17 protein-coding genes are annotated in these 21,897 nt (G+C 38.4%); 1 reads left to right on the top strand and 16 read right to left on the bottom strand.

Annotated elements, in window-relative coordinates; all coding sequences use genetic code 11:
* Positions 1 to 2 precede the first annotated feature (2 nt).
* The 10 genes from V6R96_RS02460 to V6R96_RS02415 form a co-directional block, all read right to left on the bottom strand.
* Positions 3 to 1,202, bottom strand: a complete 1,200-nt coding sequence (locus V6R96_RS02460; RefSeq protein WP_336377893.1) for a hypothetical protein — start codon at positions 1,200 to 1,202, stop codon at positions 3 to 5.
* 248 nt (positions 1,203 to 1,450) lie between these two features.
* Positions 1,451 to 2,263, bottom strand: a complete 813-nt coding sequence (locus V6R96_RS02455) for an N-acyl homoserine lactonase family protein (protein ID WP_111954281.1) — start codon at positions 2,261 to 2,263, stop codon at positions 1,451 to 1,453.
* Between the two features lie 69 nt (positions 2,264 to 2,332).
* Positions 2,333 to 2,893: a Crp/Fnr family transcriptional regulator gene (locus tag V6R96_RS02450; protein WP_336377892.1), complete on the bottom strand. Its 561-nt coding sequence runs from the start codon at positions 2,891 to 2,893 to the stop codon at positions 2,333 to 2,335.
* Between the two features lie 235 nt (positions 2,894 to 3,128).
* Positions 3,129 to 4,142: a hypothetical protein gene (locus V6R96_RS02445; RefSeq protein WP_336377891.1), complete on the bottom strand. Its 1,014-nt coding sequence runs from the start codon at positions 4,140 to 4,142 to the stop codon at positions 3,129 to 3,131.
* Positions 4,143 to 4,308: 166 nt separating this feature from the next.
* Positions 4,309 to 5,640, bottom strand: coding sequence for a quinol:cytochrome C oxidoreductase (locus V6R96_RS02440; RefSeq protein WP_111954287.1), 1,332 nt, complete (start codon positions 5,638 to 5,640; stop codon positions 4,309 to 4,311).
* Between the two features lie 8 nt (positions 5,641 to 5,648).
* Entirely contained in the window at positions 5,649 to 6,359 is a 711-nt protein-coding gene (locus V6R96_RS02435) for a cytochrome c (RefSeq protein WP_111954289.1), read from the bottom strand.
* On the bottom strand, positions 6,352 to 6,873 hold the full coding sequence (locus V6R96_RS02430) for a DUF3341 domain-containing protein (protein ID WP_184163928.1): 522 nt from the start codon (positions 6,871 to 6,873) through the stop codon (positions 6,352 to 6,354). The genes V6R96_RS02435 and V6R96_RS02430 overlap by 8 nt, the downstream gene beginning before the upstream one ends.
* Positions 6,860 to 8,257 carry an NrfD/PsrC family molybdoenzyme membrane anchor subunit gene (gene nrfD / locus V6R96_RS02425; RefSeq protein ID WP_111954293.1) on the bottom strand — a complete coding sequence of 466 codons (1,398 nt, stop codon included), beginning with the start codon at positions 8,255 to 8,257 and terminating at the stop codon, positions 6,860 to 6,862. Before nrfD ends, V6R96_RS02430 begins: the two co-directional genes overlap by 14 nt.
* A 25-nt stretch (positions 8,258 to 8,282) precedes the next feature.
* Positions 8,283 to 11,348, bottom strand: coding sequence for a TAT-variant-translocated molybdopterin oxidoreductase (locus tag V6R96_RS02420; protein ID WP_336377890.1), 3,066 nt, complete (start codon positions 11,346 to 11,348; stop codon positions 8,283 to 8,285).
* A gap of 23 nt (positions 11,349 to 11,371) precedes the next feature.
* On the bottom strand, positions 11,372 to 12,733 hold the full coding sequence (locus V6R96_RS02415) for a c-type cytochrome (RefSeq protein WP_336377889.1): 1,362 nt from the start codon (positions 12,731 to 12,733) through the stop codon (positions 11,372 to 11,374).
* Positions 12,734 to 12,915: 182 nt separating this feature from the next.
* Between V6R96_RS02415 and V6R96_RS02410 the strand changes: the two genes are divergently transcribed.
* Complete coding sequence (locus V6R96_RS02410) at positions 12,916 to 13,464, top strand: SPOR domain-containing protein (RefSeq protein ID WP_336377888.1); 549 nt, start codon at positions 12,916 to 12,918, stop codon at positions 13,462 to 13,464.
* 46 nt (positions 13,465 to 13,510) lie between these two features.
* Here V6R96_RS02410 and V6R96_RS02405 read toward each other — a convergent pair whose 3' ends face one another.
* The 6 genes from V6R96_RS02405 to V6R96_RS02380 form a co-directional block, all read right to left on the bottom strand.
* Positions 13,511 to 14,788 carry a DUF6080 domain-containing protein gene (locus V6R96_RS02405; RefSeq protein ID WP_336377887.1) on the bottom strand — a complete coding sequence of 426 codons (1,278 nt, stop codon included), beginning with the start codon at positions 14,786 to 14,788 and terminating at the stop codon, positions 13,511 to 13,513.
* Positions 14,789 to 14,862: 74 nt separating this feature from the next.
* Positions 14,863 to 15,681 carry a T9SS type A sorting domain-containing protein gene (locus tag V6R96_RS02400; protein WP_336377886.1) on the bottom strand — a complete coding sequence of 273 codons (819 nt, stop codon included), beginning with the start codon at positions 15,679 to 15,681 and terminating at the stop codon, positions 14,863 to 14,865.
* Positions 15,682 to 15,788: 107 nt separating this feature from the next.
* Entirely contained in the window at positions 15,789 to 17,330 is a 1,542-nt protein-coding gene (locus V6R96_RS02395; protein ID WP_336377885.1) for a protein adenylyltransferase SelO family protein, read from the bottom strand.
* A 75-nt stretch (positions 17,331 to 17,405) separates the two neighbouring features.
* Positions 17,406 to 19,784, bottom strand: coding sequence for a transglycosylase domain-containing protein (locus V6R96_RS02390; protein WP_336377884.1), 2,379 nt, complete (start codon positions 19,782 to 19,784; stop codon positions 17,406 to 17,408).
* A 6-nt stretch (positions 19,785 to 19,790) separates the two neighbouring features.
* Positions 19,791 to 20,255 (bottom strand): gliding motility lipoprotein GldH, encoded by a 465-nt coding sequence (locus V6R96_RS02385; RefSeq protein ID WP_111954309.1) that lies wholly within the window; start codon positions 20,253 to 20,255, stop codon positions 19,791 to 19,793.
* On the bottom strand, positions 20,248 to 21,645 hold the full coding sequence (locus V6R96_RS02380) for a regulatory iron-sulfur-containing complex subunit RicT (protein WP_111954311.1): 1,398 nt from the start codon (positions 21,643 to 21,645) through the stop codon (positions 20,248 to 20,250). The genes V6R96_RS02385 and V6R96_RS02380 overlap by 8 nt, the downstream gene beginning before the upstream one ends.
* Between the last annotated feature and the right edge of the window lie 252 nt (positions 21,646 to 21,897).

Here is a 21,897-nt window from a genome sequence, read left to right as displayed (position 1 = left end):
AATTATGGGTTTATTTTATAGCTGGAAATTTTCCAGTCTCCGTTTACATTTTTAAGTCCGAAAGTTACCTTTAAAGAAGTGGTTTTCCCGTTCTTGTCTGTAACATCGTATGTTGCATTTACACTTGCTCCGTTGGCCGTAGTACCATTGGTGGTAATGTTTTTAACACTTACGTTTTTCACTGATCCGAAACCTGAAGTAGGGTTGGAGAACGATTCATAGCTTCCCCAGCTAGGGTTGCTTGATGTTTCATAAGCTGCCTTAAGGTTTTGTGAGCTTACACTGTTTAAGAATTTGCTTACTGTACTTTTTGGATCTGCTGCCGGCTGTTTAGGAGCAGCTGGGGTTGTAGTATTAGCATTTGGATCTGTAGGTGTTGTAGGTGTAGCTGTGGGATTGTTTGGGTCGATTACAGCGTTAGGATCCTGTGTTACAGAAGTTGAGTCCGTTTTAGGCACAGCGGGAACTTTTAAGGCAGATGCATTGACATCGAGTCCAATCTTAGACATTTTGAATGTCTTTGCTGTGGTTTTTACTGAAACGGTAATATCTATTTTATTGTCTACCACTTTAGCTGCAGGAATTGAAGAGAATTTTAGATTGAATCCTTTAAAATTATTATCCTGCATCAGGTTTTTCGCGGTAGAAAGTTTTACTCCATTACTGAATACTTCCAAAGTAGCTTCGAGTCCGGCCCCGGTAAATGAAACAGGGTTTCCTGAACCATCTACAAGTCTAGGTACGATCTGAATGGCCGTTGGTGCTCCGGATCCGTCATCGCCGGTTGGTCTGGTGATAATGCTAAGTGAGCTTGCTTTTACATCATTCGCATCGGTTTCTTTAGCTTTATCGTCCCCAAAGATATTCATTTCTCCAAGAGAAGGTGGGGATGTGCTGGCCCATTCAATTCCGTTTTTCTGTGCAACTTCATCGGCCAACGCAAGAATTTCAGGGACTTTTTTCCCATCGATAAGCTTTCCAAGAGCTTTAAGTTCTTCTACATCACCTTCTGCCTCTACACCAAACGTCTTTAGGATATAAAGTGCTTCATTGAACTTGATTTGTTTAATGGTTGAGAGGCTGGAAGTCATGTCATTGATACTTGACTGCAGCGTTTTAGTATTCGTAGCATCTACATGATCCTTCTTGCATGCCGTAAATAGCAACAGACTGAGAACAAGTAGAAAAGAAAACTTTTTCATTTTATTTTGTTTATTGCAAATTTAATAAAACCTTTATTAATAGTGAGTTTTTATTTTTGTTTTGTGTTTTTAGGGAACAAAAGTAATTGATCATTAAAGTTTTTAATAAGGGAATGATGAAATACCCTGATCATCCGGAACTGACTTTATGTGGTTTAAGTTATTATTGGGCAGCATTAAATTGAATGATAATGAGAACTTTCAATAATCAATGACTCTTGTTTTTGAAAAAATATTTTTTGGAATTTCTATAGCTCTATAACATGAGGCTTCATGCCTGGATCATGATTGGCAATGGCTTCTATACAAGTTGGTTTTTCACTTTCACTTTTAATCCACTTTAATGAGCTTACCACTTTATGCTTATTTACCTGGACACCGGGTAAAATCATTTGTTCCCATGATTTTTTTGCATACCCAACATCACTGGCTAAGAGTACAAAATTTTCTTTATTTTTTATTATAGTCGAGGCAAGTCCCATTGTGTGACCTGGTGTAGAAACAAATACTACTGTCCCGTCATCAAACAAATCGTAAGACAACCCTTCCGGCCCTATTCCTGTCTTGTTAAAGTTAAATAATTCAAAATCAACATCCTCCCACATACTTTTCACGTATCGCATTGATCTGTCTTGGGTTTCTTTCCATTCTAAATCACTTACCAGAATCTTTTTAGCGTCTTTTACCAGTTTTATACCGCTTACATGGTCAGCGTGCATATGGCTCAGTACTAAATAATCAATATCGGAGGTTTTATACCCTAATTTTTCTAATTGCTCGTTTATAGCATCACCATCCGGTAATAAGGCTCTGCTTACAGAATATTGCAGAAATCCGAGATGCTCTTTTTGATGGTTTCTAACATCAGAATGCCATCCCGTATCTATCAGGACAAGACCCTTTGGATGTTCTATTAGGTAAACTGAAACAGGAAGCCAGACCTGATGCTTTTTGCTTCTAAATAATCCGGTATAGGCTAAAGGATTAATGCTGTTTTCGTGAAAAGGGAGTGAGCTGTCTACTCTTACCTGCCCGCAATGTAATAGGTGTACCTTGATCATTATGAATTTATTTTTGGGTAAATTTATAATGACTTTTGCATAAGATTTTTGATTGAAATCAAAAGCGGGTTATTTTTTATTCCTCAATCTACTTAATGTCTCTTGCGTCATTCCCAGGTAAGAGGCGATATTTCCCAATGGTACATCTGAAAGATTATCGGGCATTTCGAGTAGGAAAGTTTCATATCTTTCTTTTGGGGTTTGAAATTTAAGGTTGTAAATCCGGTCATTTGATTTTTTGATATAGTCAATCATTCCGCGATAAATGAATTCCTGCATGGGTGCATTATTGCTGATAATACTGATCCACTGTTCATAGTCAATCATCGCAACCTTTGTTTCCGATAAAGCCTCAATTCCGAACTTACAGATATTATGATAAAAAATACTCTCAATGGGAAGCCCTATCATATTTTCCTGCAAGAAGTATAAAGTTACGTCTTTCTCTTTTTTATTATAAAATACTCGTGCTATGCCCTGTTCAATAAAATAAAGCTGCTTGGAAGTATTTTCAATACTCAGAATTAATTCTTTCTTAGGAATTTTTTTTCTACGTATACATTTTGCCAATTCTTTTGCCTCTATGTCATTCAATAAGTTCTTTGATTCAAAAAAATCTACAATGTTCATGTTTGTAAGGTATAATGGTTGTAAAATTTCATTAAAGTCCCAGCAGTTTGCGGAGTAGCGGAATGAAAAGCCAGAACTTTCAATTATTTACTACCGTAAGTAAAACAGTGAGGGTTTACTAAATTACAAAAACAAAAGTACACACTAGATGATTTTTTTGCTTAACCAGCACTTTTACTGAACTGTTTGATGAAAACCATCTTTTGTGTATCATGCTCTTTATTTTTTGATTCCCCTATTTCTTATTCTGCTGTTCTTTCAATTCATCTTTGAAAAAAGAGCTAAAAATAGTCTGCATATTTGGAAAAGAAGGCTCCTGCCAGTATTGGGTTTTATAGTTACTGTTTTCTTTATCAAATTTCACTTTTTCTATATCATCATCGTTACTGAAATTAAGTTCTGATGGATAAAAATTATTGTAGAGAATGATCTGGTTATAATCAGGTTCACTTTTATGCTTAAGTTTTACAAAAGCCACCTCATTGTATTCAAGGAAATCTTTCAAGCTTTTTTCTGATCCTTTTTCGAAAGACATATTGAGGATTGTTCTGATATCAAAAAACCTGAACCCAAATAGAGAAAACTCCTTTTCCTGGAGAGCAGCACCTGTTACCTCGATCTGATCCCTGCGGTCACCTTTTAATTCTTTAATGGTATTTCTTTTGGTTTTGTATTCTTCGGGATTTCCGACATTTTTGAGTTTCGGAAGCTGTAAGGAATTGCCGTAATCCCATGTTGAAGTTTCTTTCTTCTCATTTTTGGCTTGTAATCTGAAGACTCTATACTGCTCAACATTTGTACTTTTCAGTTTTTTTGTTTTATTGTCAAAAATATAAGTGACAATTCCATCTGTATAGCTGTTAAGTTTATTGTTCACCGTTACATAGGCATTAAAATTTCCTTTGATCATAATATATTTTGCCGGCTTCGTGTTCTTGATGACCACAGTTTCTATTTCCTTAACCTGATCATTGATTTTAATAACATCCTGATTGAGTTCCGAAAAAGTGAGAAGGGCGACGGGAAAATTATTATAAACCAATTGAAATTTTTCCTGAGCAGGCGATATTGCCTGTTTATCAATTTTACCGTCAATATCAGAAAAAGCAAGAATGCTTCCGTCTTTTCCGAAGACTGAAACTTTAGGCAGAGGTTTGTTCGTCTGTTCGGAAACGAACGTTATGGATTGCGCCTGAATAAGGCTAAATAAAAAAATGAACAGGGCGAATAGGTGATAACGTCTTTTCATAGTGATAATTTGTTTATGGTTTACTGAAATAATTCATCGATCTTTATTATGAAGACCCCAAAAATTCAAAATGGTTGCCTGAACAGCTTAAAATATTCACTTGTGTGCATAAAAAAAGACTGATCATTATAATCAGTCTTTTTTATTTTATTTCTGTTACAAGTCCTTAGAAAGGATACTCATAAATTTCAGATTCATGTAAGAATGGGTTTCCTGTAGGAATTAACTTTAATTTAGATAAAGCTGATAGTACAGTAAACATAAATAATCCTGCTACAAATAGAACAGCTCCTGCTATTAATAGGAATACTTCAGGATTTTTCCAGTAAGGTCCTACCGTTCCAGGCATTACCATATTGAAGTAATCTAAAAGGTGACCTAAAATAACCACTACAGCCATAGTTGTTACTACTTTGTAGTTTCTCTTGATACTGCTGCTTACTAATACCAATAAAGGTAATAAGAAGTTGATGATCAACATTGGTAAGAATGTAGGTCCATAGTGCTGGAATCTTCCAAAGAAGTAGTTAACTTCTTCTGGAACGTTCGCATACCAGTAAAGCATAAACTGAGCAAACCATGTATATGTCCAAAGCATACTTGTAGCGAAAAGGAACACTCCTAAATCGTGTAAGTGATTGTCATTGAACTGAGGTAAGAATCCGTTTTTCTTCAGGTAAACACTTAGAAGGATAATCACAGCGATTCCACTTGAAAGGCAGCTCACCATTGAATACCAGATATACATTGTAGAATACCAGTGAGGATCAATAGACATCAACCAGTCCCAAGCCCAAGCTGCAGAAGCAAATCCGAAGAATGCAATATATCCTACTGCCCATCTGTAAAGCATCTGATAATCTACTTTAGATTTAGTCTCATCTACTTTCTTGGACTGAGCCTTAAGTTTCCATGCAAAGAAAGAAGCACCTACTACATAAATGATCGTTCTGATAGCATAGAAAGGAATGTTTAAGAATCTTTTCTTTTCGAAAAGGATCACATCGAAATGTGCAGAATTAGGATCTGTCAATTCGGGATCCATCCAGTGGAATAAATGGCCATTGTGAGTGATATTCAATATCATCATAATAACCAGAATGGCACCACCATATGGGATATAAGAAGCAATAGCTTCCATTACTCTTGTAATAATAATAGGCCAACCTGCATGTGCAGCATGCTGAATACAGTAGAAAAACAATACAGCACAACTAACTCCAAAGAAAAAGACAGCTACAAAATGCAGCGATGCAAGAGGCTGGTTGTGAACCTGAAGCTCTGCGTGCTCTAAATGAGACGCATGGTCCTGAGGTCCTACCATTTCACTTGAGTGTGTAGGGGCAGTATGACCAGCAGAATGAACCGCTTCCATCATGTGCTCTATTTTCTCAGTAGTCATTCCTTTATTCATAAAGAAACCGATAGCAAATAGAACTAAACCTACAACAAGAAGGATTATAGAAGTTGATTTTAATTTTGGTGAAAAACTATACATTTCTTTTCTTATTTTTTAGTTGCGGTAGTAGTCTCTGTTGTTGCGGCCGCTGGTGTAGCTGTAGCCGTTGTAGCTGCTGCAGGTGCTGCTGCTCCTTTTTTGAAGGCACTCATCACATACATTGCCACTCTCCATCTGTCACCAGGGTTAAGCTGGCCAGCATAAGATCCCATTGCATTTCTACCGTTAGTTAATACATAATGAACAGATCCTACAGTAATTTCTCTGTCAGCATAGTTAGGTACACCAGAGAAAGCTCCGCTTTGTACAATTGGACCTTGCCCATCTCCACCAGTTCCGTGGCAGGCTGCACAAGTATGATCAAACAGCATTTTTCCTCTTTCAATATCTTTAGCTGCATTAGCTGGATTAAGAGGTGATGTTGTCATTGTTTTGGAAGCGTCATAACCTGCATTATACTCATCTGCATTTTTAGGCAGAAGACTTTCTTCAAAAATCCCGTCTTTATTTTGAGCGACACTTCCTTCTACAGGAGAAAGACCTGTTGCACCATTATTTTTTACAAATGCAGGGATTTCATTTTCATGATCTGAATAAGCATCCTGAGCTTTCATCAATGGATCGTAAGCTACCGGAAAGTACATATCAGGAAAATATACCAATGGTGTATTTTCTTTTGGTCCGCAAGAATTAAGTAAAACCGTTGTTAAACCTAAAACAGCTGTAATTTTTAATACATTCTTTTTCATTTTAAGCATCTTTAACAGTTATTTCTTCAACCCCGGTTTCAATCAGCAACTGTTTTACAGACTCTACGTCATCAGTTACAAATTCCATCATGAATTTATCATCAGTAGTTCTTGGATCAGGATTCTGAGCCGGAGCTCCCGGATACATTTTGTTTCTAACAAGGAATGTTAGAGACATCATGTGAGCTGCACAGAATACCATTAATTCAAACATTGGAACCACAAATGCAGGCATGTTGTGTGCCCAGTCAAAAGCAGGTTTACCACCAATATTTTGAGGCCAGTCATGATTCATCACATACCATGTTACAGTAGCACCGATGGTAACACCGTAAAGAGCATAGAAGAAAGCAGCATCAGAAATTCTGGTTTTCTTTAACCCTAAAGCTTTATCAAGTCCGTGAACCGGGAATGGAGTATAAACTTCGTTTATCGCAATCCCTTTATCGTTGAATGCTTTAACGCCGTTCATCAAATCGTCGTCGTCAGCATAAAGTCCGTATACAATTTTAGTGGTGCTCATCTCCTTCTTTTGCTTTATAAGTTTCACCTGAAATTTTCAGAATCGATTTTAATTCAGCCTGTGCAATTACAGGGAACGTTCTTGCGTATAGTAAGAATAATACAGAGAAGAATCCGATTGTTCCTAAATATACACCCACATCAATGATCGTTGGCTTAAACATAGTCCAAGATCCTGGTAAGTAATCTCTAGAAAGGTTGATAACGATGATATCGAAACGCTCGAACCACATACCAATATTGATGATCAATGCAACGATGAAAGTCCAGATAATGTTCGTTCTCAGTCTCTTGAACCAGAATGAAGCAGGAATAATCAAGTTACAGGTAATCAATGCCCAGAAAGCCCACCAGTAAGGTCCAACAGCAGCACCAGGAGAAAGATAAGTAAAATCTTCAAATCTGGATCCTGAGTACCATCCGATGAAGTATTCAGTAGCATAAGCTACCGTTACCATACCCCCTGTAAGGATAATTACAATGTTCATAATTTCAATATGATACATTGTGATGTATTCTTCAAGGTGACATACTTTTCTGGCAACCAGCAACAGGGTCTGTACCATTGCGAATCCTGAGAAGATTGCACCGGCAACGAAGTAAGGAGGGTAGATCGTAGAGTGCCATCCTTTAATAACCGAAGTTGCGAAGTCAAAAGATACCGTGGTGTGTACCGAGAATACAAGTGGAGTTGCCAAACCTGCAAGAACCAAAGAAAGTTCTTCGAATCTCTGCCAGTGTTTTGCTTTACCACCCCAACCGAAAGCCAGGAATGTATAAATTTTTCTAGTCCAAGGAGTTTTTGCTCTATCTCTGATCATTGCAAAGTCAGGGATTAGTCCCATGAACCAGAATACAGTTGATACTGAGAAATACGTGGAGATTGCAAATACGTCCCAAAGTAGAGGAGAGTTGAAGTTCCCCCAAAGAGAACCAAACTGGTTAGGTAATGGGAATACCCAGTATCCTACCCAAACTCTACCCATGTGGATTACAGGGAAGATGGCTGCCTGTACAACCGCAAAGATCGTCATTGCCTCTGCAGATCTGTTTACAGACATTCTCCAACGCTGTCTAAATAATAATAATACTGCGGAGATTAGGGTTCCGGCGTGACCGATACCTACCCACCATACGAAGTTGGTAATATCCCAACCCCAGTTAATAGTTCTGTTAAGCCCCCATGCTCCAATACCTGTTCCGATAGTATAAGCGATACAGCCAAATCCGTAGATGAATAGAACTAAGGCTGCATATAGTGAAATCCACCATAGTTTACCTGCTCTTTCTTCGATAGGTCGTGCAATATCTTCTGTGATATCGTGATAAGTTTTGTGACCAATAATTAGAGGTTCCCTTATCGGAGCTTCGTAATGTCCTGACATTTTTTACCTATTTATTATTTAAACTTTATTTTTCTACTCTGTTTCTTACTTTAGTGTGATAGAACACATTTGGTTTTGTGCCGATCTCTTCAAGTAAATAATATCTTCTGTTGCTGGAGTATAATTCTCTCACTTCAGATTCTTTGTCATTCATGTCTCCAAACGTCATTGCTCCGGTAGAACAAGCAGCAGCACAAGCACAAGAATTTTTGAATTCGTTGTCTGTTACTTTTCTGTTTTCTCTCTTAGCAGCTAAGATTGTAGCTTGAGTTTCCTGGATACACATTGAACATTTCTCCATTACCCCTCTTGTTCTTACCACTACATCCGGGTTAAGTACCATTCTTCCAAGATCGTTGTTCATGTTGAAATCGAACTTGTCATTCAGGTTATACGTAAACCAGTTGAAACGTCTTACTTTATAAGGACAGTTGTTAGCACAATATCTTGTACCGATACATCTGTTATAAGCCATATGGTTCTGACCTTGCTTACCGTGTGAAGTAGCCGCTACCGGACATACAGTTTCACAAGGAGCATGGTTACAGTGCTGACACATTACCGGCTGGAAGATTACATCTGGATTGTCTGCAGGGTGGTTGAGTGCACCTCCGTCTCCGAATGCCGTACCATACAATTCTGGTACTGCCATTCCTTCTTTCAATCCTTCGTATACTTCTACTTTCTGTCTTGAAGAATAGTAACGGTCAATTCTTAACCAATACATATCTCTGGACATTCTGATCTCTTCTTTACCTACTACAGGAACGTTGTTTTCTGCTTGACAAGCAATGATACATGCTCCACAACCCGTACAAGAGTTTAAGTCGATTGATAGGTTGAAGTGAGGTCCGTCCGTATCATCGAAAGCATCCCAAAGGTCAATCTTTCTTGCCGGAAGAGCTCCACTGATGGTGTGATATTCCAAAGGCTTGTTCCATCCTTTGTGCTCATCATCAAATGCAACGTTTAAGAATTCTGCCAAAGGAACTTCCTTGGCGATTTCGTAACGTCCCATTAATGTATTCTGAAGCTGAATACCTGCGAATTCGTGGTCTTCTCCTGTTTTTTCGATCTTAACTCCTGAAACAGTTAGGTTAGAACCGTCAAATAATGGATAAGCGTTTACCCCAGTATCAGCAGTTGTACCTGAGTCTTTTTTACCGTATCCAAGCGCAAGACCTACAGATCCTTCTGCCTGTCCCGGTTGAATGAATACAGGAACATCTTTTATTGTTACTCCGTTTACAGTAAGGTTTACGATAGAACCGTCCAGCTGCATTCTTGCATTAAGGTCGTTTTCAATCGCGAATTTTTCTGCATCTTTAGGAGAAATTGTTAAATAGTTATCCCAAGACATTCTTGTGATAGGATCCGGTAATTCCTGAAGCCAAGGGTTGTTAGCCTGAGTACCGTCACCCATTGAAGGCTTGGTGTATAATACTAATTCTAATTCGGAAGCTTTGAAGTTTCCTAGTTCAGCAATAGCCTGGGCAGCATTTCCTCCGGCGTAAGATAATGCAGTTGCATTATTTGAAGTCGTGATACCGTTATATAGGGCTTTATTGAAAGAAGTAGCTCCTAAGATAGAGGCAGAACTGGCTTTCAGATAGTCATAATAATTATTGGCAGCATTGTTCTTTCCGTTTTTCCAAACCAGTAAAGATTCTTCAATCTGTCTTGATTTGTAGATTTTCTGGATGGTTGGCTGCATTAATGAATATACTCCTGTCTGAGGCTCAATATCGCCCCAAGATTCTAACCAGTTAGCTACAGGAATTACAGCTTTCGCTGCTTTGTACATTTCATTTTTCTTATCAGCTACAGCTACTACACAAGCAACTTTAGCTAAGGATTTTTTGAAATCTTCTCCTTTTGGATGGGAGTAGATAGGGTCTACATTGTTTGCGATCAATACGCCAACCTGACCTGCATTTATCCATCCTAAGAATTCCTGGTATCTTGCTTTATCAAATTCTTTAAGGAAGTTAGCTTTACCTGTGAAAGCTACTGAACCTAATTTTTGGTTGATTAAGTGTGCTAAAACCTGTGCTCCTTTAGAACCGTCGGCAAAAACAACAGCTTTGCTGCCTTTTGCTTGAAGTTCTTTTGCAATTTCAGAAGCAGTCTTATCAGAAGTACCACCACCTACGATTGCGTTGTAAACTTCCACTAAAGTTTTATTGACAAGGCTTGGCTTTAATCTAACTCTTTCATCTGCATTAGCACCAGTCAATGACATGTTGGATTCCACCTGAATGTGTCTCAACATGTTTGGTCCCGGTTTTCTTGCTGCTGCGTAAGAAGTTTCTAAGCTTGAAGCGTTATAATCTCCTAAGAAATCTGCCTGGAAAGAAACAACCAATTCTGAACCTTTAAGGTCATAAACCGGTAATGCTCTCTGTCCGAATACTTCCTGAGCTGCATCTAAAGCCGCAGCGTGAGGATAAGCATCATACGTTACAAGTTCAGCAGTCGGATATTTAGCTTTGAACTCAGCAAATAACTTTTTGAAAGTAGGAGAAGGGAAAGAGTGTGACAAAAGCACAATCTTTTTACCTGCTGCATTGGCATCTGCCAGACCTTTAAGGATAAAACTGTCTACTTTATCGAAAGTTTCATCTTTACCGTCCAGTTTAGGCTGTTTTACTTTATCATTATCATAAAGAGAAAGTACACTTGCCTGAGCTCTTGCGTTGGTTTTTCCTAAATCTCCTGCTGCCGGGTTCGGATCTATTTTGATAGGTCTTCCTTCACGGGTCTTTACTAAAACGCTGGCGAAGTCGAATCCGTCAAAATAAGTTGAAGCGTAATAATTCGGAACCCCCGGAATAATATCGTGTGGTTTTACCACGTAAGGAATCGTTTTGATCACCGGAGCTTCACAGGCAGCCAATGTTACGGCTGCTGTAGAGAATCCTAATATTTTTAAGAAATCTCTTCTTGAAGTACTGGATCCGTTCTGTTCAGCATCTCCAAGGAAATCTTCTACCGGAATTTCTTCCTGAAACTCTTTCTGAGCCAGCTTATTGTTCAAAGCCGGATCTTTAAGTTCATGAATACTTCTAAATTGTATTTTGTTTGAAGCCATTTATACTTCTAATTTTTTAGTTATTAATAATGACATTTACCACACTCAAGACCTCCAATTGCATCTACAGTGATCTTACCGCCATCCTGAGGATATTGTTTTTTCAACTTGTCATGTAGATTCTTGAAGTATTCTTTATTATAACCGTTGTTCATATCAACCTCAGTAGTTCTGTGGCACTCGATACACCATCCCATTGTGAAGTCATTAGCCATCTGAACAACATTCATTGTATCAATTTTTCCGTGACAAGCTTTACATACAACATCAATTTTGTTGTTTGGATTCTTTTTATTGAAAGAATTGATGATCGCCTGTTCACCTGCTACTACGTGCTGAGAGTGGTTGAAGTACACGAAGTCTGGCATGTTGTGAATTCTAGTCCATTCAACTGGCTGTGTTTTTCCAGTGTACTGCTGTTTTGCAGGATCCCAACCTGTAGCTGCATAGATCTTCTGGATCTCACCGTCGTAGAATGCTTTATCTTTTCCTGGCTCCATGTAGTGATCTGCATTATACTCAGAAATTGTTCTGTGACAGTTCATACACACGTTCATGGAAGGAATTTCAGATACTTTTCCGTATTTGGCACTGGAGTGACACAACTGACAGTCAATTTTCTGTTCTCCTGCGTGAATTTTGTGAGAGAAGTAGATAGGCTGTTCCGGCTTATATCCTTTGTAAACCCCGATCCACATGATCCAGTTCCAAACTCCATAAGCGGCCAGAAGGGCAAGGATACCCAGTACTGCTTTACCGATGTAGTGGTATTTCTCGTAGATTTCGCTGAAAGATTTAACTCTTGTTTCGTTAAGCCCGGCTAAGTCTTCAGATTGACCTAATTTAACCAATTGTCTCAGTTTAATTAAGATCCAAACTAATAAACCTGCTATTGCAATAAGCGAAATAATAACAACGCTTGTGGTTGTTTTGTCTGCCGGTGCTGCAGCTGCTCCGTCTGTTGCAGTCGCTTTGGCGTCAGTTTTTGCTGGCTCGGGAGCCGGAGGATTAGTTGTAAACGCTAAAATGTCGTCAATATCCTTATCTGTAAGATTTGGAAACTGTAACATTTCGGTTTTGTTGTACTTTTCAAAAATCTCATTGGCGTATTTATCCCCAGAAGCTCTAAGAGCTTTGTTGTCTTTGATCCACTTGTGAAGCCAATCTTTGTCTACACCACCTTCTGTCTTTACTCGCTCTACAACCCCTTTTAAAGGAGGTCCTATTACTTGTTTATCCAGCGCGTGACATGCCGTACAATTCGCTTTGAAAAGTTTTTCGCCGTTTTTAGGATCGCCGTCTTGCCCGTAAATTGAAGCACTGGTTGATAGCAATAAGCCTATCGCGATCAACGTTTGTTTATAATGCTTTCTCCAACTAATCATTTAAATTATCTTATGTTAGTAAAATATTGAACCAATCAATTCGGCAAAAATAATATTTTTAACAGGAATTTAACGGTATATGGAAAAGGGAAAATATCATTTACGTTTAATTTGTATTGATTCTAAATAGTGTTGTTTGGTATAATTTTTTAATTTTAATAGATTTGCAGAAACAAGTTTAAATGAGAAATTTAATCAAAATATTTTCAATATTATCTTTATTTGGGTTTTATAGTGTTGAAGCCCAACAGGTTGTTCAGAAAGACACTCTTGCCGGAACAGAGCTGATTATGACTATGGATTCCAAAGTAAGCACTGCTTTGGGGGGAATTGAAGACAAATGTTCAAGGACTGCAGATGGTCCCTCGGTGAGAGAAAATAATACAGACAGTGGAATTGTAACGAGTCCAAGGCCTCCAAAAATCTATGTTCCGAGCAGAGAACTGAGCAATGCGGAAATTTGTCGTAAGAATCCAAGGATTTTAGGATTTAAGATCCAGATCACAACGGTGAAAAGTAACGAAGAGGCTAACGAAGTGAAATCTTATTTCAGAAAAAGATTCCCGAACCTGAAAGTGGAAACGGATGCTTCTTTAAGACCGAATTATAAAATTCTGGCAGGAAGTTATTTTACGAAACAAAGTGCAGCTTCAGACCTGTCAAAAATACGAGAATACTTCAAATCGGCCATCGCTGTACAATACAGAATTTTCTGTTCTGAAGCAAGATAACGGAGATGAGATAACAAACTAAAGCTGGGAATTTTCCCGGCTTTTTTTATTGGTAATAAGTATCTAAAAACTGGAAGAAATCAGACATTCTGAACAGGTTATTAGTCAGTAAAAAAGCAAATAGAATAACCAGTGTCAACACTAAAAATGATAAAATTTTTGGTTTCGTTCTGTAAGCGTAAAAAAGCCATCCCAAAAGCAGCGGATAGACAAAAATAAAATGCCCCGCATAGATATAAGAAGTATGGAGTCCGAATCGCATAATGCAGTGAATCAGAATGTCAAACATGAATGAAATGGCAATAATCTGTACCAGTTTATTCTTAAAATTTTTAAAATAACTCCATAAAATAAGGGCCAGCAATATTATGGTAAAAGCATAACAGAAAAAGGATGAATAGGGCTCCATTAAAAGGCCTTTGAAATTAAATCCTTTCATATTATGCTTATCCGTCGTCATAAAACTGGGAAACAGAATACTGCCCCCGAAAAAATAAGAAAGCATCATGTCCCAGTCCGGAATGGATTCTACATTGGAGAACTTTTCATACTGCTGGTTGGTTTTGGAGAAGATATTTTCATATTTAAAATCTATTCTGAGCAAGTAAAGAAATGCAAAGCACACCGTGGCAAGTGCAACACGGAAAACTGCGTTTCCAAATTTTTTCCAGCTTCTGAAAACATCCTTTTCAAATAAAACGGGAATAAAAACTTTAGCCAGATTGGTGATGGTAATGCCTCCAATGGTAATTCCGGCAAGTGTTAAGGCGGGTCCTGGTATCTTTTCTTCTTTTCTGAGTTTTACGGCTGCATAATAATTGTAAATACATAGCAACAGCAAGGTATAGGTGAAGTTTTCCGGAGTAAAAGAAAGAATAATACTCGTAGAAAAAAATCCAAAAAACAAAACAAGCAATAAGGTAATCTTTAATGGAAGTCTGATGATATTATTTAGGTACTTAAAAATCTGAACGATGCATAAGCTTATGGCTATATTGCTAAGCCATGCCAGGGTTAGTCTGAATGTTGCATTCATTTTTCCACCAGAAACAAAAAGAGAAAACTCCCGGACCCAATTGAAAAAATAGTAGGCCAAAGGATGTCTCTCAAAGCTTCCGCCGGTCATTACAATCGCTTTGTTGTCAAAGCTGAAGTAGGCATCCCAGGGAATTCTGCTGTCAAAAATGATCCTGTAATGAAGAGCAATATAGGTGCCCAGTATTCCGTAACAGAGCAGGAAGAACATAAATACTGCTAATTCTGTGTAAGAAGATGGGAAGACCTGTTTTAATAGGTTGATGAGTTTTGTTTTAGTAAAAGACACGTGTCAGTTTTTTGCAAAAATAAAATAAAAAAGCTCACCATATCCGGTGAGCTTTAAAGATTATGATCATATCATTATTGCTTAATCACTTTCGTTGTAGAGGTACTGCCGTCGGCAAAATTAACTTTGACTAAGTAGGTTCCTTTTGGAAGTGAAGAAATGTCAGTTTTTTCAGAGTCATTCTGAAGAAGGGATTTGCCCGTCATATCAAAAACAGTAGTGGATTTGATTTTTTTGCTGGTTCTGATATTGATTTCTCCGTTAGTTGGGTTAGGGTAGATGTCTGCAGCTATTACTTTAACTGTAGTGCTGGCTTCCTGAGTAGATAAGGTACCGTTTGCTAAAACCTGTACATCATCTATTGAAAGGCTGTCTGCATCGTTTGCTACATAGCGGAACCTGAATTTAACATTTGCCTGCCCTATATATGGTGTTAAACTGACAGTAACGGCTAACGTTGCATAATCAACAAAAATTCCATAATTTTCTTCTACCCATACCTGGTTCCATGTAGTTCCTCCATCTGTTGACACCTCAACTTTTAGATCACCATTAGGATAAGGATCCACCATGTATTCATATCCTATCTTGGCATTGAACTTCAGAACAGGGCTTGTTGCTCCTACTAAACTGAAAGGAGGGCTTGTTAAATGAGCATCCTGGCTTTGCGCAATCCATCCGATTCCTGCAGATTTCCCACCTGTGATATTGAATGTGGTCTGACCTGAGGCATTAAATATAACTGTTGTAAAGCCCCAAGGTCTTGTTGCTACATTTGTACCTGTTGTCCATCCAGTAGGAGGAAATGTCGTTCCTTGAAAAGTCTCTGTTAGAATTTGTGCATTTCCTAGTATTGAAGAGACTAAGAAAATGAAGAGTAATTTTGTTTTCATTCAATTTAATTTAAAAGTTTTAAGTAAAAGTAATAAAAAAAATGAATGGAATTAACAATATAATGTAAATAATTCAGTAAAAACAAATAAAGGTTGTAATTTATTCGTCAAGAACTGCAGGAAAGTGTAGAACATCCGGTGGTGTCATCATAAGCTGCAGGCCTTTTTACGGAAAATTCGGGATACAATTCTTGATAAGGATTTTCCAGAGCACGAGTGAGTTTTCCCAGCATTTCTGTTTTTCCGGTACCTATCTCTTCGATGCACTGATAAAGAAGATAATTTCTCAGTGTAAATTTTGGGTTTGACTGTTGCATAAGTGATAATGATTCTTCTTTTGAAATCGTGTTGGATGATAATCTTGCCTCATATTTCTTTGTAAAATCTTCAAGCTTTTTTATTTTCTCGTCATTCAAAACAGAGTAGGAAATATTTTCAAAAAGAGATTTAATATCGCTATTGGGACTCAATTTTTCCAGCTGATTAAAAAACAGCGTATAATCTAGGTGAAGTTCTTGCATCAACCCCTGCCAGTTGGTAAAAAATTCTTCATCACTCTCCCTCAATTCATCGAATCCAAATTTTTTGCATAGCATTTTATCATGAGCTTCCCAGAAATAGGTTCCATACCGGTTTAAAGTGTCTTCTAAAAACTTTTCGTCTTTAATGAGTGGATGAAGGGCATTTGCCAGCTGCCAGAGATTCCACTGCGATATCTGACCCTGTTTTCCAAAGGCGTATCTTCTTCCCGGAAGGTCAGTTGTATTCGGGGTAAAGTTCAGATCATATTCATCCATCATCGAATAGGGTCCGTAATCTATGGCCAGGCCTAAAACAGACATATTATCAGTATTCATCACGCCATGAACAAACCCGACCCTGAACCATTCAGTCATAAGGTCTGCTGTCCTGGTGCATATTTTTTCAAAAAAGTCTTTGTATTTCTGAATTCCGTCTGTTGTGATTTCCGGATAATAATTTTCAATCGTAAAATCTGCCAGATCCTGCAGGGTATTGTATTCCTTTTGTGCAGAAAGCAGTTCAAAATGCCCGAAACGGAGAAAGCTTTCTGCAGTTCTGATTACAACTGCCCCTTTTTCCAGCTGAGGATTTCCGTTATACATCATGTCCCTTACCACATCTTCACCGGTAAAAGCAAGGCTTAAGGCTCTGGTTGTAGGAACTCCCAGGTGGTACATAGCTTCGCTCATCAGGTATTCACGTACTGAAGACCTCAGCACCGCTCTTCCGTCTGCATGCCTTGAGTATGGTGTTGCCCCGGCACCTTTCCATTGAATTTCTGTTTTCTTCCCATCTTTATTGATGATTTCTCCGGCCAGTATCGCTCTTCCGTCTCCCAGCTGTCCTGCCCAGTTTCCGAACTGATGCCCGGCATAAGCGGTAGCATACGTTTTTACATTTTCAGGAAGGTTATTTCCTACGAGAAAATCCAGGTCTTTTTCTTCATATTGTCCTAGTCCGATCTCTTCGGATAAAACTTCATTAAAGGCAATTAGCTCTGGCTCATCAAAACCGGCCGGCTTTACGGTTGCAAATAAAACTTTAGGGGTGTTTCTCTGCATCGGGTTGCCGGAAAGATCTCCTGGAAATATATCGGTAAAAGGCTGTTTGATCTGTTCAATATTCATAGATCAAAGATATTAATTATAAAAGAAAAGACCTTCCAGATTATTGAAAGGTCTTGTGTATTTCTAAAAGAGAATTTATTTATTGAAATCTACCTCATCGGTGGAGTGAAGATTGTCATTGATATTTTCTTCTTTCTTTTCCGGATTGTTTCTAGGTGTTGGCTCTACCGGTCTTGGATTTTTGATCTCATCGATGGTCTGAAGTCCACCATCATCTCCATATCCTTCACCCAGGCCTTTTAAATTCGAACATCCGTCTTTCCAGTCTGATGGTCTGGTGAACTTATCGTCAGGACTAATTCCCAGAGATTTGTCTGCCCATACCTTCTTCATGAAAATGGCCCATATTGGTAATGCCATTTTCGCACCCTGGCCTTCACCGGTTCCGAAGAAGTGGGTTGCTCTGTCTTCCCAGCCTACCCAGGCTCCTGTTGCCAGTTTCGGAGTGATTCCCATGAACCAACCGTCAGAGTTGTTCTGTGTAGTACCCGTTTTAGCAGCGATTTCCACGCCTTTTGAGATTCCTCTTCTTCCTAGTTCTCCTGAAGCGGTACCGTATTGCGCAACACCCTTCATCAGCTCGATCATGGTATAGGCGTACATTGGGTTCATTACTTCTTTCGGTTCTATATTTACTTCTTTGATCACTCTTCCGTTGGCATCTTCAATTCTCCAGATCATTTCCGGCTTATTGTAGTTTCCGTAGTTGGCGAAAGTACTGTAGGCACCAAGCATTTCATAAATGGTAATATCTGATGAACCTAAAGCAATAGTATTGTTTCTAGGGATGTCTTCTGTAACTCCCAGGTCTCTTGCTGTCTGAATAACGGCATCTACACCCGTCATTTCAATAAGACGAGCAGCTACCGGGTTTTGAGAGTGAGCCAGGGCATCTTTTAAAGTAAGCATTCCTCCTCTTCCCGGAACATGCCATCCTTTATGGTCATAAGTACCGTTGGAAACCGTAGAGCATGGCGTCATACCAAGTTTCATGATTGCTGTAGCATATACGAAAGGCTTGAATGTAGATCCCACCTGTCTTTTACCCTGCTTGATGTGGTCATACTGGAAATGCTGCCAGTCTATGCCTCCTACCCATGCTTTGATCTCTCCACTTCCCGGAACCATAGACATTAAGCCTGCCTGTGCAATCTGCTTGTGGTATCTGATAGAATCCCAAGGTGACATTTCAACCTCTTCTTCACCAGCCCACGTAAAGCGGGAAGTTTTTATTGGCTTATGGAATTCCAGTAAGATAGAATCTTCAGAAACTCCGGCGGCTTTCAGTTGTTTGTAACGACCGGTTCTTTTCATCGCCTGAGTCATTACGCTGGTTACCTGCTTATCCGTTAAATAGTAGAACGGTCTGTTTTTTCTGCCTCTTTGTTCAGCATCAAATCTTTTTTGAAGGTCTGTTAAATGCTCCTTGATGGATTCTTCTGCATATTTCTGCATTTTTGAATCAAGAGTTACATATATTTTTAAACCGTCTTTGTAAAGATTAAGCTTCTTTCCTGTTTCTTTCTCGTAACCTTCAAGATACTTGTCGATTTCCTTTCTTAAATAGAATTTATAGTAAGCAGAATAGTCATCATTGATGTTTTTGATCGGATGATAATCTACCTCAACAGGTGTATTAATTGCCTTATCATAGGTTGCCTGGTCTATATAACCCGTTTCAAACATTTGCTGTAAAACAACATCTCTTCTTCGTTTTGCTCGTTCAGGATTTCTCATAGGGTTATTAGCGATAGGCGCTTCTAACATGGCTACAAAAACTGCCGCCTCCGGAAGAGTAAGTTGGGAAGTTGTTTTATTAAAATAAATTTTGGAAGCCATTTCAATACCGTTCGCATTGTATGTAAAGTCGAACTTGTTGAAATATAATGTGATAATTTCTTCCTTGGTATATCGTTTTTCCAAGCTTACTGCAACGGACCATTCCTTTAGTTTCTGTATAACCCTTTTGATAGGGTTTTTAGATGGCTCTTTGGTAAATAGTAGTTTAGCAAGCTGCTGTGTGATTGTAGAACCCCCACCTCTGTCTCCTCCATATCTGACAGCTCTTAGAATAGATTTTAAATCAATTCCCGAATGTTCTTTAAAACGCTCATCTTCCTTTGCCTGTAATGCATAGATAAGATAGGGAGGAAGCTGTTTGTAGGTAATTGGCTGTGTTTTTTCCTTTTCAAACTTCCCCAGTAAAATACCGTCTGATGAAATGATTTCAGAAGCGACATAGATATCAGGGTTTTCAAGTTCCTTTACATCCGGCATTTCTCCAAGAAATCCCTGGGAAACAGCAAAGAAAAGTCCTGAAATACCTAAAACTACCGCAATGAGTCCAATCCAAATGAATCTAACCCATCTTTTCCAAGAGGTATCTTTCTTTTTTTTGGGAGGAAGGGGGAAGGTTTTTCCCTTGTTTCCTGCATTTTGTCTGTTGTCTTCCATTTATGGTTACGGTTTAGCCGTTTCTACTTTTACTCCAACGTCTTCAATTCCCGGAAGGTTGTCATTTCTCATCGCCTGGATCAGGCTGATTTCATATTTTCCTTTTCCCGGAAATTTATAGTTCATTTTATACTGAAATAATGCCTCCTTCGTATCACCAAAACCTGTACCAAGCCATTCTCCGTTTGGTTTTGCCAGTACATAGTTCAGGGTATCTGTTTCCTTATTTTTGTTCTGGAGATTGGTGAAATTGACAATAAATCTTATATTGCTGTAAGGGTAACTGTTGTTATTTCTTACAACAAATATAATATTTTTAGGATTCTGCGGATCTGAAACTTCAAGATTAAATTTTTGCTCACTTTTCTTATTCCATTTGTTATTAACGGAATTCATTATCACATTCTCTCCTGAAGAGGAATTGCAGCTAAAGAAAAGGATAAGAGGTAATAATCCTAAAATTTTACGCATTTTTATCTTTTTTTGGAGGGTATTTCTTTTTAAAATTTTTCTTGTTCGGGTTCTGCTGTTTTTTTTCAGGGTCGGAAGAAACATCCGTTTTTTCCGTTTGTGCTTTTGGCTGCGGTTTAGGCTGCTGCTTTTGCTGTTGTCTTGGCTGATTTCCGGCATTAGCATTAGGGTTTTCTGCTCTGTCAGGTCTCTCGGATCTCTCCGTTCTTTTCTTTGGTCCCTGGCCTTGCCCCTGCTGTCCTCCCTGGTTTTGCCCGTTGTTGGGTCTGTTCTGGTTTCTGTTCCTGTTGTTGCCTCTGTTCTTCTTTTCGAATCTGTCCATGTTGTTTTCCTGGATCAGGTCGATGGTCTGAATTGGGCTGTCAGGCTGCTTAAGATCTTCTAAAGGAAGGATTTTTTCGCCTCTTTTATTTTTAGCGATTAATTTCTTAACAAGGTCGATATCAAAATCATACCATGCCATAGAACTGTCTACGTAAGCAAACCACATTTTCTTTTTGAAAACATCTATTTTAATGCAGAATGCTCTTCCTTTTTCCGTATCCAGGGTAGTTGAAGAAGAAGGGAAGTGGCTTAATGCATCAAGGTAGCTGTCCAGTTCATAATTCAGGCAGCATTTCAGCTTACCGCATTGTCCTGCAAGCTTTTGAGGATTAATGCTCAGCTGCTGATATCTGGCGACATTCGTGTTCACAGATCTGAAATCCGTAAGCCAGGTCGAGCAGCAAAGCTCCCTTCCACATGAACCTATACCTCCAACTTTTGCAGCTTCCTGTCTGAACCCGATCTGTTTCATGTCGATCTTGGTTCTGAAAGCACCGGCGTATTCTTTGATCAACTGTCTGAAATCCACTCGGTTGTCAGCGGTATAATAGAATGTGATCTTGGAAGAATCTCCCTGATATTCAACATCCGTGACTTTCATTTCAAGACCTATTCTATGAGCGATTTTTCTCGCCTCAATCTTTACACTGTCTTCTTTTTTTCTGGCTTCCTGCCAAACCTCAAGGTCTTTCTGGTTAGCCTGTCTGTATATTTTAAGTATAGATTCTTCAGGAAATTTTTTCTTTTTCATCTGAATCTTTACTAATTCTCCGGTGAGGCTTACAACGCCTACATCGTGTCCGGGACTCGATTCTACTGTTACTACGCTACCTATATGTAAAGGAATATTATTTACATTTTTATAAAACGATTTTCTGTCATTTTTAAATCTAACTTCCACAAGGTCACACCTGTTCGATGCGGGGTTGTTGATGTTAGAAAGCCAGTCGAAAACACTTAATTTATAACTATTACCACAGGTATTTACACTTTCACAGCCATTCGCGGTTTTTTTTGGTCCGCAAGAATGGGCAGAATCGCCGGATGTTTTGCATCCACAACTCATATAACTATTTTTTATAATCTTGCAAATTTATGTAAATTTATCTTTATGCAATTCTAAAATACTTAAATATTCAATATCGTGATTGTTTAACCTTAAACGTGAAAAATATAGACTGCTTCAAAAGCCGATAAGTTGCTAGTGTCTATGTGTTTATATAGATATATTTTTAAAGTACTATTTTAAACATAATTTTCTTTTGGCATATTGTTTAAAATATTAAGAAATATTAACAGCTGTATCTAAAATAATTTT

Origin of the sequence: Chryseobacterium sp. CCNWLW53, assembly GCF_037083525.1 — a bacterium.
GTDB classification, from domain to species: domain Bacteria; phylum Bacteroidota; class Bacteroidia; order Flavobacteriales; family Weeksellaceae; genus Chryseobacterium; species Chryseobacterium lathyri.
This window is presented reverse-complemented; position numbering and strand designations above follow the sequence as displayed.

Coding starts and splice junctions, on each gene's coding strand:
- V6R96_RS02445 (WP_336377891.1), bottom strand. CDS start 4,142: ATGAAAAGACGTTATCACCTATTCGCCCTGTTCATTTTTTTATTTAGC.
- V6R96_RS02420 (WP_336377890.1), bottom strand. CDS start 11,348: ATGGCTTCAAACAAAATACAATTTAGAAGTATTCATGAACTTAAAGAT.
- V6R96_RS02450 (WP_336377892.1), bottom strand. CDS start 2,893: ATGAACATTGTAGATTTTTTTGAATCAAAGAACTTATTGAATGACATA.
- nrfD (WP_111954293.1), bottom strand. CDS start 8,257: ATGTCAGGACATTACGAAGCTCCGATAAGGGAACCTCTAATTATTGGT.
- V6R96_RS02455 (WP_111954281.1), bottom strand. CDS start 2,263: ATGATCAAGGTACACCTATTACATTGCGGGCAGGTAAGAGTAGACAGC.
- V6R96_RS02435 (WP_111954289.1), bottom strand. CDS start 6,359: ATGCTTAAAATGAAAAAGAATGTATTAAAAATTACAGCTGTTTTAGGT.
- V6R96_RS02415 (WP_336377889.1), bottom strand. CDS start 12,733: ATGATTAGTTGGAGAAAGCATTATAAACAAACGTTGATCGCGATAGGC.
- V6R96_RS02385 (WP_111954309.1), bottom strand. CDS start 20,255: ATGCGTAAAATTTTAGGATTATTACCTCTTATCCTTTTCTTTAGCTGC.
- V6R96_RS02390 (WP_336377884.1), bottom strand. CDS start 19,784: ATGGAAGACAACAGACAAAATGCAGGAAACAAGGGAAAAACCTTCCCC.
- V6R96_RS02410 (WP_336377888.1), top strand. CDS start 12,916: ATGAGAAATTTAATCAAAATATTTTCAATATTATCTTTATTTGGGTTT.
- V6R96_RS02395 (WP_336377885.1), bottom strand. CDS start 17,330: ATGAATATTGAACAGATCAAACAGCCTTTTACCGATATATTTCCAGGA.
- V6R96_RS02440 (WP_111954287.1), bottom strand. CDS start 5,640: ATGTATAGTTTTTCACCAAAATTAAAATCAACTTCTATAATCCTTCTT.
- V6R96_RS02380 (WP_111954311.1), bottom strand. CDS start 21,645: ATGAGTTGTGGATGCAAAACATCCGGCGATTCTGCCCATTCTTGCGGA.
- V6R96_RS02430 (WP_184163928.1), bottom strand. CDS start 6,873: ATGAGCACCACTAAAATTGTATACGGACTTTATGCTGACGACGACGAT.
- V6R96_RS02460 (WP_336377893.1), bottom strand. CDS start 1,202: ATGAAAAAGTTTTCTTTTCTACTTGTTCTCAGTCTGTTGCTATTTACG.
- V6R96_RS02400 (WP_336377886.1), bottom strand. CDS start 15,681: ATGAAAACAAAATTACTCTTCATTTTCTTAGTCTCTTCAATACTAGGA.